Source organism: Janthinobacterium sp. 75 (genome assembly GCF_004365495.1).
In the GTDB taxonomy this organism is placed as follows: domain Bacteria; phylum Pseudomonadota; class Gammaproteobacteria; order Burkholderiales; family Burkholderiaceae_D; genus Janthinobacterium.
Window position 1 is genome coordinate 3,802,120 of sequence record NZ_SORD01000001.1, and the last position, 12,127, is coordinate 3,814,246.

At 60.2% G+C, this 12,127-nt stretch carries 11 protein-coding genes; 2 read left to right on the forward strand and 9 right to left on the reverse strand.

Annotated elements, in window-relative coordinates:
• Positions 1-32: 32 nt before the first annotated feature.
• Positions 33-1,151: a phospholipase A gene (locus C8C89_RS17365; RefSeq protein ID WP_243858057.1), complete on the reverse strand. Its 1,119-nt coding sequence runs from the start codon at positions 1,149-1,151 to the stop codon at positions 33-35.
• 287 nt (positions 1,152-1,438) lie between these two features.
• Here C8C89_RS17365 and fusA point away from each other — a divergent pair, with 287 nt between their 5' ends.
• Positions 1,439-3,547: an elongation factor G gene (gene fusA, locus C8C89_RS17370; protein ID WP_101484551.1), complete on the forward strand. Its 2,109-nt coding sequence runs from the start codon at positions 1,439-1,441 to the stop codon at positions 3,545-3,547.
• Between the two features lie 3 nt (positions 3,548-3,550).
• Here the strand turns inward: fusA and C8C89_RS17375 are convergent, their stop codons facing one another.
• From C8C89_RS17375 to C8C89_RS17390, 4 genes are read right to left on the reverse strand one after another with little or no spacing between them, the layout of a single operon-like run.
• Entirely contained in the window at positions 3,551-4,720 is a 1,170-nt protein-coding gene (locus C8C89_RS17375; protein ID WP_101481366.1) for an HlyD family efflux transporter periplasmic adaptor subunit, read from the reverse strand.
• A gap of 21 nt (positions 4,721-4,741) precedes the next feature.
• On the reverse strand, positions 4,742-6,199 hold the full coding sequence (locus C8C89_RS17380) for an efflux transporter outer membrane subunit (RefSeq protein WP_243858058.1): 1,458 nt from the start codon (positions 6,197-6,199) through the stop codon (positions 4,742-4,744).
• A 5-nt stretch (positions 6,200-6,204) separates the two neighbouring features.
• Positions 6,205-7,779: a DHA2 family efflux MFS transporter permease subunit gene (locus C8C89_RS17385; protein WP_133991350.1), complete on the reverse strand. Its 1,575-nt coding sequence runs from the start codon at positions 7,777-7,779 to the stop codon at positions 6,205-6,207.
• Positions 7,776-8,210 (reverse strand): MarR family transcriptional regulator, encoded by a 435-nt coding sequence (locus tag C8C89_RS17390; protein WP_101481363.1) that lies wholly within the window; start codon positions 8,208-8,210, stop codon positions 7,776-7,778. The genes C8C89_RS17385 and C8C89_RS17390 overlap by 4 nt, the downstream gene beginning before the upstream one ends.
• Before the next feature lie 130 nt (positions 8,211-8,340).
• On the opposite strand from C8C89_RS17390, the gene C8C89_RS17395 reads away from it, so the two are divergent.
• Positions 8,341-8,871: an SRPBCC domain-containing protein gene (locus tag C8C89_RS17395; protein WP_101481362.1), complete on the forward strand. Its 531-nt coding sequence runs from the start codon at positions 8,341-8,343 to the stop codon at positions 8,869-8,871.
• A gap of 155 nt (positions 8,872-9,026) precedes the next feature.
• Here the strand turns inward: C8C89_RS17395 and C8C89_RS17400 are convergent, their stop codons facing one another.
• The 4 genes from C8C89_RS17400 to C8C89_RS17410 all read right to left on the reverse strand — a co-directional run bounded on the left by C8C89_RS17400 (position 9,027) and on the right by C8C89_RS17410 (position 12,018).
• On the reverse strand, positions 9,027-9,329 hold the full coding sequence (locus tag C8C89_RS17400) for a hypothetical protein (RefSeq protein WP_133991352.1): 303 nt from the start codon (positions 9,327-9,329) through the stop codon (positions 9,027-9,029).
• 702 nt (positions 9,330-10,031) lie between these two features.
• Entirely contained in the window at positions 10,032-10,202 is a 171-nt protein-coding gene (locus C8C89_RS27045) for a hypothetical protein (RefSeq protein ID WP_166674779.1), read from the reverse strand.
• A 404-nt stretch (positions 10,203-10,606) separates the two neighbouring features.
• Positions 10,607-11,116 (reverse strand): hypothetical protein, encoded by a 510-nt coding sequence (locus C8C89_RS17405; protein WP_101481360.1) that lies wholly within the window; start codon positions 11,114-11,116, stop codon positions 10,607-10,609.
• Positions 11,113-12,018 (reverse strand): alpha/beta hydrolase, encoded by a 906-nt coding sequence (locus C8C89_RS17410; protein WP_133991355.1) that lies wholly within the window; start codon positions 12,016-12,018, stop codon positions 11,113-11,115. Before C8C89_RS17410 ends, C8C89_RS17405 begins: the two co-directional genes overlap by 4 nt.
• Positions 12,019-12,127: the final 109 nt, after the last annotated feature.

Sequence of the window (12,127 nt, forward strand, 5' to 3'; positions counted from 1 at the left end):
CGGCGCCATTTTTGTTTGTATCACTGTCTTGCTTACAGGTCGACCATGAAACCGGCGCCGATCGATTTCTGCGAATAGTTGTAGTCGATCAAGCTCTGGCCATAGCCGGAGAACAGTTGCAGATAGCCTTTCAGGTTGGCTTTCAATGGGAAAGCCCAGCTGGCCTGCATGGAGCCATGCTTCTTGCTGAAATTGCGGCGGGCCGTCACGGCATACTCATGGCCCTTGTTGCGGTAGCTCACGCGCAAGTCGCCATGCCCCATGTAATCGGTAATGTCGATATTGTCATTGTCGGTCTTGCCATTGTCGAGGCGGTGCCAGACGCGCGTCGTGACGGCCAGGTTGTCTTTTTCCACGCCCAGCTCGGCATACACGCGGTTCCAGCTGCGCGACAGGGTCGAGGTCTGGCCATTCGACTGGTGCACCAGGCCGAAGTTCAGGTAATTGAATTCCAGTCCCGCGAAATTCTTGTTGATCGGCAAGATCAGCATCAGTTCCGGCTGGTAATTGGTCTCGCGGAAGGGGCTTGATGCCTTGCGGTTATACGCTTGCCAGAAACTTTGCTGCGTGTAGCCGAACCACATGTCGATGGGCGTGCCAGCTATGTCTTCCAGCAGCTTCATCTTGAAACTCAGCTGGAATGTCAATTCCACGTGCTGGCTCTTGACGCCGCCTGGCGTGAAATCCTGGAACGGTTCGTCGTTGGATGCATCGCTGTAATTGGCCAGCAGCAGATAGGTGTCGCGGTGCGGGCGGAAGTTGAACAGGCCGCGTTTCGAAGCGTCATTGAGCTCCCAGGATTGCTGCGTGCGCGAAATCGGCGCTTCCGGCGGCGCCGCGCCAGCTTGCGCGATGGCGGGAATGGCGGCGTTGACGGCGTCCGGCGTGGCTACGCCAGGCGGGCTGACGGGCGTGAACGGAGCGACCTCGGCAGCGGCAGCCAGGGTGACGGCCGCGATGGCGGGATCACCGCCGGCGGCAATGGTGGCCTTTTCCGCCGCCTTGGCCAGGGTGTCGAAGCAGCCCAGGCGGGCGCTGGCGTCACCAAGCACGGCGCAACGCTGCATTTGCTGTTCCAGTTCGCCGGCCATGGCCAGCGCTGGCGACGCCAGCAGGGAGGAGAGGATTATTTTTCTTAGTCGGATAGTCATAGGCTGAGTAGGGCATGTCATTCGGTGCGCACCTGAGCTGGCATGCCAGCGGCGTCGCCTTGCACGATGTATCACCGTGCGTCTTGATTTTGATTAATCTTTGTTGGATTAATAAAGTTGAAAGTATAGCGGAATCTCCTGTTTGTCCTGTACAACGCGCGTGCGCGTGTGTGTTAGTGTTGTACGCACGCCAAAAAATGGTTGCGGGCCGCCCTGCAAATCGATGTCTGCTACACTGGAAAACCGGCGCAAACACAGTCGTGCCGGGGCTAGCCATGGAGATTGTGATGACCCGCAAGACACCTATCGAGCGCTACCGCAACATCGGCATCAGCGCCCATATCGACGCCGGCAAGACCACCACCACCGAGCGCATCCTGTTTTATACGGGGGTCAACCACAAGATCGGCGAAGTGCACAATGGCGCCGCCACCATGGACTGGATGGAGCAGGAGCAGGAACGGGGCATCACCATTACCTCGGCCGCCACTACGGCCTTCTGGAAAGGCATGGCCGGCAACTTCCCCGAACACCGCATCAACATCATCGACACACCGGGCCACGTGGATTTCACGATTGAAGTGGAACGCTCGATGCGCGTGCTCGACGGCGCCGTGATGGTCTACGACGCCGTCGGCGGCGTGCAGCCCCAGTCCGAGACCGTGTGGCGGCAAGCCAATAAATACCATGTGCCGCGCATCGCCTTCATCAACAAGATGGACAGGGTGGGCGCGGATTTCTTGCGCGTGCGCAAGCAGATTGCCGAGCGCCTGAAAGGCGTGGCCGTGCCCATCCAGCTGCCCATCGGCGCCGAAGACCATTTCACGGGCGTGATCGACCTGCTGAAAATGCGCGCCATCACCTGGGACGAGGCCAGCCAGGGCGTGCAGTTCAGCTATGGCGAGATTCCCGCCGAGCTGCTGGCGCAGGCGCAGGAGTGGCACGAGCACATGGTCGAACACGCGGCCGAGGCCAGCCTCGACATGACGGAACGCTATCTGAATGGCGACACGTTTACGGAAGCCGAACTCAAGCAAGCCTTGCGCGCGCGCACCATCCGCAACGAAATCGTGCCCATGCTGTGCGGCAGCGCCTTCAAGAACAAGGGCGTGCAGGCGATGCTCGATGCCGTCATCGAATACCTGCCGTCGCCCATGGAAGTGCCGCCCATCATGGGCCACGACGAGCACGACAACGAAGTGGAGCGCCACCCGACGGATGAGGAGCACTTTGCCGCGCTCGCCTTTAAAATCATGACAGACCCCTTCGTGGGGCAGTTGACGTTCTTCCGCGTGTATTCGGGCGTGGTGAACTCCGGCGATATGGTCTACAACCCCACCAAGAGCGCGCGCGAGCGCCTGGGGCGCATCTTGCAGATGCATGCGAACGAACGCAAGGAAATCAAGGAAGTGTATGCGGGCGACATCGCCGCCGCCGTGGGGCTGAAAGCTGTCACTACGGGCGACACCCTGTGCGCCATCGACCATATCATCGTCCTGGAGAAGATGATTTTTCCGGAACCCGTGATTTCCCAGGCGGTCGAACCAAAGACCAAGCCTGACCAGGAAAAGATGGGCATCGCCCTGAACCGCCTGGCGCAGGAAGATCCGTCGTTCAAGGTGCACACGGACGAGGAATCCGGCCAGACCATCATGTCGGGCATGGGCGAATTGCACCTGGAAATTTTAGTCGACCGCATGCGGCGCGAATTCGGCGTGGAAGCCAATGTCGGCAAGCCGCAGGTGGCATACCGGGAAACCATTACGCGCACGGTGGAAGATATCGAGGGCAAGTTCGTCAAGCAGTCAGGCGGACGGGGCCAGTACGGCCACGTGGTGCTGAAACTTGAACCTTTGCCGCCTGGCACGGGCTACCAGTTCGTCGACGCCATCAAGGGCGGTGTGGTGCCGCGCGAATTCATCCCCGCCGTCGACAAGGGCATCGCCGAAACGTTAAAGGCCGGCGTGCTGGCCGGCTATCCGGTCGTCGACGTGAAGGCTACCTTGACCTTCGGCTCCTACCACGACGTCGATTCGAATGAGAATGCCTTCCGCATGGCCGGCTCCATCGCCTTCAAGGACGGCATGCGCAAAGCGTCGCCCGTGCTGCTGGAACCGATGATGCAGGTGGAGGCGGAAACGCCGGAAGAGTTCATGGGCAACGTCATGGGCGACCTGACGGCCCGCCGCGGCATGGTGCAGGGCGTCGACGACATCCCCGGCGGCGCGGGGCGTATTGTCAAGGCCCTGGTGCCGCTGGCGGAAATGTTCGGCTATTCCACCACCCTGCGTTCGCTGACCCAGGGCCGCGCCACCTACACCATGGAATTCAAGCACTATGCCGCCGTGCCCAAGCATGTATTGGACCAGGTGGCTGCGGCGGGGAAGGCGAAATAGGTGTCAGTTAGCCGAGTTTTGCGCAATGATGGCATCGGCCATTTTCTCCGCCTCGTCCACGGGCTGGCTCAGCGCCCTGGTCGTGTAGACGGTGGACGCCACCATCGGCTGGTCCAGGGTCGCCCCTTCGCCATGGCTGGTATCGACCGTCACCGTGGTCGACAGGCCGATGCGCAGCGGGTGGGCGGCCAGCTCCTTCGGGTCCAGGGTGATGCGCACGGGCACACGCTGCACTACCTTGATCCAGTTGCCCGTGGCGTTTTGCGCCGGCAACAGCGAAAAAGCGCTGCCCGTGCCGGCCGACATGCCCAGCACCTTGCCGTGGTAGACCACCTTGCTGCCATACAAATCCGTTTCGATGGTCGCCGCCTGGCCCACGCGGATATTGCGCAATTCGGATTCCTTGAAGTTCGCATCGACCCATAACTGGTCCAGCGGCACGATGGACATCAGCGGCGTGCCCGGCGTCACGTGCGACCCCAGCTGCACGCTGCGCTTGGCCACATAGCCCGAGACAGGCGCGACCACGGCGTTGCGGCGCACGGCCAGCCACGCCTGCAGCACGTCGCCCCGGGCCGACAGCACGGCCGGATGGCTGGCCAGGTGCACGCCGGCCACGCCCGCTTTGGCCGACTCGGCCTGGCGCTGTGCCACCGTCAAGGCGGCTTTTGCATCATCGACGGCCTGCTTCGCATGGGCCAGGTCTTCGCCCGAGATCGTGTTGTCCGCCGCCAGCGGCGCGCGGCGCGCCAGGTTGCCCCGGGCCGTGGCTAGCGCCAGGCGGCGCTGCTCGATAACGGCGTCGTACTGCGCCACGTTCGCATAGCGCTCGCGCTCCTGGCGCACGACATTAGCCAATCGCGCCTCGGCCTGGCTCAGGGCCAGGTTCGCATCGATGGCGTTCAGGGTGATCAGGGGCGCGCCCGCCGTCACCATCTGCGTCTCGTCGGCGCGGATGGCATCGACATTGCCCGTCACTTGCGCGGACAGGGTGACCATATTGCCGCCCACGTAGGCGTTGTCCGTGACTTCCTCCTTGGCCAGCACCAGCTGATAGTAGACAGCCCAGGCTGCGCCAGCCACGACAAAGGCGGCCGTGATGGCGATGAGGACGGCCTTGCGCTTGCCCGGCTGTTCGGTGGGGGTGGTGCTTGCTGTGGTATCGCTGCTCATGATGTGTTCCGTAGTCGATTGTTATTGTTTAGTCGTCGTGGTGGCAAAGTCGCTGCTGCCCCGGTAGCCGCCGCCCAGCGCCACGGTCAGGCTGATTTCTGCGTCCTGGCGCTGGTTTTGCAGCTGCATGCCCAGGTCCACCTGGCCGCGCACGGTCATTTCCGCATTCAGTTGCGTGGCGCGATCGGCCAATCCCTGTTTCAGCCGGGCATTGGCATTGCGCAACTGCGCTACGCTGGCGCGCAGGTTTTCCTGCTGCAGGCGCAGCTGGTTTTCCACGCCCTGTACCTTGGCACCGGCCTGCGCCACGTCGCGCACCACATTGAAGACGTTCTGGTTGTAATCGGCGATCAGTTCCTTGCGTTCGCTGCGCGCGCCACCGAGCTGCGCCTGCAGGCGGCCACTGTCGAACAGGGGCAGCGACAAAGCTGGGCCGATGAACAGGGTGCGGCTACCCGACTGCAGCAGCTTGCCCAGCTTGATGGCATCCAGGCCGAACGATGCACCCAGGTCGATATCGGGGTAGAACGACGCCTGTGCCGCTTCGATCTTGCTCATGGCCGCCTGTACTCTCCAGCGCGCCGCCTGCAAGTCGGGTCGGCGCGCCAGCAATTCCATGCCCAGCTTGCCGGGCAGGGCATGCGGCAGCGCCTGTGCCTGCTTCGGCTGCAGGCTGGTCAGCGCCGTGCTGTCGGCGCCGAGCAGGGCGCGCAAGGCTTCCCGTTCCGTGACGATCTGTGTTTCCAACAGGGCGATTTGCTGTTGCAGCAAGCTCAAGCGTGTTTGCGCGGACAAATGGTCATCGCTGACGCCCAGGCCGTTGGCGATGCGCTTTTCCTTGTCTACGACCAGTTGCTGCTGCAGTTGGACCAGCGCATGCAGGTTGTCCATGCGCGCCCAGCCATTTTGCATGCTGAAGTAGTGGCGGGCGATCTCGGCCGCCAGCATCTGTTCCGCCATCGCGTATTCGGCGCGGCGCGCGTTGACTTCGCCCAGGCTGGCGGCGATCTGCGCCTTGTGCTTGCCCCACCAGTCGAGGTCGTAATGGGCTTGCACGCCCACCGTCACCTCGTTGTAGTAATTGCCGCCGATGGGGGCGGGCATCAGGCCATTGCCCGAATAGCGCTGGCGGTTGGCGTTCGCGCTGGCATCTATGCTGGGGCCACGCTGCGCATGTTGCGCATCGAATGCGGACAGGGCCGAGCCGATGCGGGCATTCGCCACCTCCAGGCTGGGGCTGGCGGACAGGGCGTTTTCAATCAGCTGGTTCAGCTGCTCGTCCTGGAACTGGCGCCACCACTGGGCGGCGGGCCAGCCTTCGCTGGCAAGGTGGATGTCGGCCGCCAATTGCACTTTGGCCAGGTCTTGTTGCGGCAGCTGTTGCGTGTCGGGCGGGATGCTGGCGCAGCCGGCCAGGGCCAGCGATACGCTGAGGGCCAATACGCTCAGGGAGAGGGAGAGTTTCATCGGTGTGGGCATGAGGTTTATTCCATGGCCGCGTGGTCGACCACGACTGGCGCATTCTTTTTCGGTGGTTTGATCAGGAGCAAGAGCGGCAGCACGAGGATAGTCAGCCACATCATCAGCCAGAAGTCGTCAAGGTAGGCGATCATCGACGCTTGCCGCGTGATTTCGCCATTCAGGGCCGCCATGCCAGTGCTGCTGCCCAGGTCGAACACCTGGGCAATGCCGGGGTCGTGCAGGGCCGGGTTGGCGATAGTGATGTGTTCCGTCAGGGACGCATGGGCGATCTGCGTATTGCGCACCAACAAGGTTTGCACGAGGGCGATGCCGATGCTGCTGCCGATATTGCGCACCAGGCTGTATATCGCCGTGCCCTCCGCCCGCATCTCGGGCGATAGCGTGGCAAACGTGGCTGCGCTCAGGGGCACGAACACGAGGCCCAGGCCTATGCCCTGGATGATGCCGCTCCACACGACGGTCTTGGGCACCAGGTCCAGCGTGAAGTTGGCCATCTGCCACAGCGAAAACGCCGTAATCGAAAAGCCCACGCCCAGCAGGATGCGCGTATCGATCTTGCCCGTCAGCTTGCCGACGATCAGCATCGCCAGCATCGTGCCCAGCCCGCTGGGCGCCGTCACCATGCCGGCAATCGCCGCCGGGTAATTCATCAAGCCTTGCAGCATCGATGGCGTCAGCGCACGGGTGGCGAACAGCACCATGCCGACGATGAAGATGAACAGCAGGCCGCTCACATAGTTCGAGTTTTTCAACAGCCGGTAGTCGAGGAAGGACTTGCCGGCCGGGCGCAAGGCCGTGTGGGCAATGAAGTAACACAAGCTCATGGCCAGCACGATGGCTTCGATCCACGTTTCCGTGGAAGAAAACCAGTCGTTCTGCTCGCCCCGGTCCAGCAGCATCTGCAGTGCCCCGATCGACAGGCTCAAGGTGGCAAAGCCGAACATGTCGAAATGCATGCGGCCCTTCGGTGGGTCCTTGCGGATGTAGCGCCAGATGCCGTAGAAGGCCATGGCGCCGATGGGGATGTTGATGAAGAAGACCCAGCGCCAGCTGTAGCTGTCCGTCAGCCAGCCGCCCAGCGTCGGTCCCAGGATGGGGCCGATCATCACGCCCATGCCCCAGATGGCCATGGCCGAGCCGTGCTTTTCGCGCGGATTGATGTCGAGCAAGACCGCCTGCGACAGCGGCACCAGCGCCGCGCCGAACACGCCCTGCAGCAGGCGCGCGGCGACGATCTCGGAGAGGGTGCCGGACAGGCCGCACAGCACGGAAGCGAGCGTAAAGCCGGCCACGGAGACGAGAAAGGTGTTCTTCTGTCCGTAGCGGTCGCACAGCCAGCCCGTCAGGGGCGTGGCGATGGCGGCGGCAACGATAAAAGAGGTCAGCACCCAGGTGATCTGGTCTTGCGAGGCGGAAAGGCTGCCCTGCATGTGGGGAAGGGCGACGTTGGCGATGGTACCGTCTAGCGCCTGGATGATGGTGGCGAGCATGATCGACATCGTGATCATGCGCCGGTTCAGGGTGGGGTCCTGTGCAGCGGGCAGCGCCGGCGTGGCGCTGGCAGTGGCCGAACTCATACAGACTTCTCCGTCGCCGCTTGCAGCGCTTCGAGCAGTTCGGTGGCGGCCCGCAGTTGATCGGGATCAATTCCCTGCAACAACTCCTTGCGGAAACCGTCCGCTTCCTTGCGCACGGTTTCATAGACCTGCATGCCTGCTTCCGTCAGCACCACCAGCTTGACCCTGCGGTCCGTTTCCGATGGCTGGCGCTGCACGAAGCCCGATTTCACGAGCCGGTCCAGCATCGACACCATGGTGGGGTTTTCCACGCCCAGCTGATGGGCCAGCTCGCTTTGCGAAGGCGGCTGCGGCGACTTGGCGATCATGGCGATGGCCATCCAGCTCGCTTGCCCCAGATCCAGGTCCTTCAGGCGCCGGTCGATGGCATGGCGCCAGCCGCGTGCCGTCTTGTGGAGCGCGGCGGAAAAGCGCTCTTCGATAGAAATCATAAGGTAAGTGGTCTAATGGTTAGGTGTCTAACTAATATTTTAGCATGCCGGTTTGACAGGCGTGCAGGCCTTCCCGTTTATCGGCACCGCTGCTACATTAGTGGCAGTCCATCACCCTCAGGAGACCGCCATGACCACCGCAGAACAGAAGCAGGACGGCCAGCACCGCGACAGCAGCGACTTTGTCATTACGCAAACTTTCGACGCGCCTCGCGAGCTGGTGTTCCAGTCGTGGGTGGAGCCGGAGCGCCTGGCTCAGTGGTGGGGACCTGTCGGCTTCGAATTGAGCGTGCTGGCGCTGGACGTGCAGCCGGGCGGCATTTTCCACTACGGCATGCGCGCCGACAATGGCTACGAAATGTGGGGCAAGTTCACCTACCAGCAGATCGAGGCGCCGGAAAAGATTGTCTCCATCCTGTCATTCGCCGACAAGCAAGGCAACCCCGTACAGCACCCGGTCAGCGCCACGTGGCCGCTGGAATCGTTCAATATCATGACCCTGACCGAGGAAAACGGCAAGACGACGATGACGTTAAGGTCAACGCCGCACAAGGCGACGGATGAGCAGCATGAGACTTTCAAGCAGGGGTTTGAGTCGATGAAGCAGGGGTTCACGGCGACGTTTGGCCAGCTGGCCCAGTACCTGGCGCGGGTTCAGTAGGGCTTTTTATTGAAGCGCTGGCCAGAGTCGCGGGCCTGGGGTGCCTTGGATGGAGCTGCGGTGGGTGTTCTTGCTGTCGTTGCCAGTCGGCGCTTGAGGAGTGCCTGCTTGTACAAGAAATAGCAACGAGCAACGAGCAATGAGTGACGAGATACTTAGTTGTCCGCAGGATTGCCTTTGCAGATAGCGGTACATATCTTTTGAACGTTATCCTTATGGTTTTCGATCTCTTGCTCTTCCTCCTTTAGCAATTTTTGAAGTTTATCGTCATCTTGCTCTATTTTTTTCTTTTCGTGAATTTTCCTCAGTTTTTCTTTAAACGCTGTTTTTCTTGGACTTTCAGCGTCTGATACGATACACCTTTTGGTGCATTCTTGCTTTGTCGTAGCCTTCCACTGAGCCGTGGCAGGAAACGCGAACATGTTTAAAAGAAAAAAGAGAGCGAATTTTGTTTTCATGATCTAACCATATTTCTTATTTCTTATTTCTTATTTCTTATTTACGATTTGATTCAGCTCGGCATATGTATTTCGATCAAATATATGACTAACGTTAGAAAACATATGTTTATCCGTTGCTTGTCCATTGAAACTTGGAGCTTGTGGGGAAATTCCTTGGCTTATGCCATGAGCATGGCATATTGGCAATTCTCATTTCGCCCCTCTACCTACGCTCCTGGCCGCAAACGGACTGCAGGCAAGTCAGATCGCCTGCTTGGGGATACTATGGCGTATGCGAAGATGACACGGCCGGGGCGTTGTTGTTCACGCCATCTGTAAAACCTTCAGAGAAATCGTCCCATGCACCGGAGACTAGCCACAGACAAGCTGCGAAGGTGAGTAGTTTTCGATTGTTTTTCCTGAAACCGACAGCGAGCAGGGCAGCACCTGTGACAAAGAATAGGGGAGCGACAATATACATTCAGAGCCTCGATTAATGACATTGCTATTTTTTACAAACACGTAGACGTCATGCGATACCGTCACGTCATGCTTTGGAGTTCGTGCTTACGAACAGCAATAGAGAGTAACAAATTTCCGAAAGGAAAAACTCACTCATTGTCACATTCGGGCGAATGGCTGTGTCTGGCCGCTGGCCGTCCTTGGCTGGAACCGCCCTGAAGCGTATCGTTGGTCTTTCCAGCGAAGTGCGGTTTGAACTTAATTCTTTTTTGATGGCCAGATAAAAGCGATTGTTGCGCAAAATATACCGACAAAGGCTGCACGTCCCCAATCGAATTCATGCGCTTCCCCAAGGAAGCGAGTGTAAAGCAAGGTTCCAGTCGCAACTCCCAAACCAACACTGACAAAATGTGGAACTGTTTTTTTCATATTTTCCCTAACTGGTGCGAGCTGAATCGCCACTATTTAATAGACACTGCTGAATCTCTTAAAGGAGGCAGCAGGTTGACACTCCAAGCGCAAGAATTTGGCAATGACCTCGTTTGGCCGGTAGCGTCCGGCTGCGGCAATGAGCATAACGAATTAGTCAGCAGGAAAAGTCACGCATTGTCACGTCGACTGCCTGACTGCGCAGACGATAGTCGTCCGTCATCACCTATCGAGGATTTGCGTATCCATCACAAAAAGATTATCGGCACTGACCACGGGCACTTTCTCTGTGCATGCATGCCGCTTGCCATCCGCATCGATCAGCACGCAGGCGATTACGCCAATAAAGTGGTCGTCGACTTAGTGCGCTATCTGTACCAGCAGGCTTGCCGCGCGGGGATACGTCATGATTCATCGCGCTCGGCATCGCGCTCGCGGCAGCTCAGGGACGCATAGTGCGCCTTGGGCACCTTGTTCTTGATCGCCACTTCGCGCAGTGCATGTGCAAAATCAACATGGTCGGTCAGGGTGCAGCGGCTGGCGCGGGCGAACTGTTGCAGATTCTTGATGCTGCCATGGACTTTCACCGTGATCCCGACGCCGGGGCTGACGCAGCAGCCTATGTATTTGCTGCGGTATTCTTCTTCGATCAGCACCAGTTCGTGGCCCATGAAGGGCACTGGCTTTTCCAGCAGGTAGTAGTCGGTGTAGTCGAAGCGCTGGCGGGGTGTCTTGCTGACCAGGCCGGCTTGCTGATAGGCGCGGATGGCCTGTCCGGACGTGCCCGTGCGCTCGGACGTGCCTTTCTTTAGCTGCATGGCATGCAGCAAGCCGCTTTCGAGCGACTGCTTATCGTCGGCGAAGGCCAAGGCGGAAGACGCGGCAAGCACGGTGAAGACGATGAGGTGCTTCATTTCGCCTCCATCCCCAACATGCCCCGAATCACCGGCAACATCATCTTCCACGCATTTGACGTGGCCGCAATCTCGTCGTAATGGCTGGCGCCGGGCAGGATCAGCACTTCCGCATGGTCGCCCGCTTGCCTTGCCTTGTCCGCATAGTCGTGTGCGACTCTGGGCGGGGAAATGGTGTCGAGCTCTCCCGTGGCCAGCACGGTGCGGCTGCCGTTGGGCATCAGGTCGGCCGCATTGGTGTCGCTGTAGATATCGGGGCGCTCAGTGCTGGCGCTGCCTGCCAGTTGCGCGATGTCGCGCTCGCAGCTGGTCTTGATCAAGTCTCGTTCGTGGCGCAGGTCGGCCAGGCCGCCCAGGCTGACAATGTTTTTTATTGGCAGATATTTGTCGCGGTACAGAGGGCTGCTCTTCGGCAGTTTTTCTCGCCCGGCAATCCATTGCACCAGCTGGCCACCTGCCGAATGGCCCATGGCCACGATGCGGTTCACGTCCAGCTGGTACTGGGGCGCGTGCTGCTGCAGGCTGTCCAGCGCCGCGTGCATGTCTTCATACGTGCCCGGATAGCCGCCGCCCGGTTCGTCGACCCGGCGGTACTCCACATTCCACACGGCGATGCCTTGCGCTACCAGGGCACCGGCCACGTTGCGCATTTGCTGGATGCCGCCGAAGGCCACCGTCCAGCAGCCGCCATGCACGAGCACGACGACGGGGAACGGTCCGTTGCCTTCGGGTCGGAATAGCTGGGCGTATTGCGACGGCGCGGGGCCGTACGCGATCTGCACGGTCGGCGGGGAACCGTTCAGCGCCAGGTAGTCGTCCAGGCTCATGGGGGCGGCGACGGCGCCGTGGACGGAGGCGAGCAGGGCGGTGGCGATCAGGGAGGATGGCAGGGACGTGGGCATCGTTGGTTTCACTTGAGAATAGAATAACACTGTAGCATAGGGCCGCGTGGCCGCAGAGATCAAGCAGTGCACTGTTTTCCTCCTGCAAGAGGGGTGCCCCATGGTATAT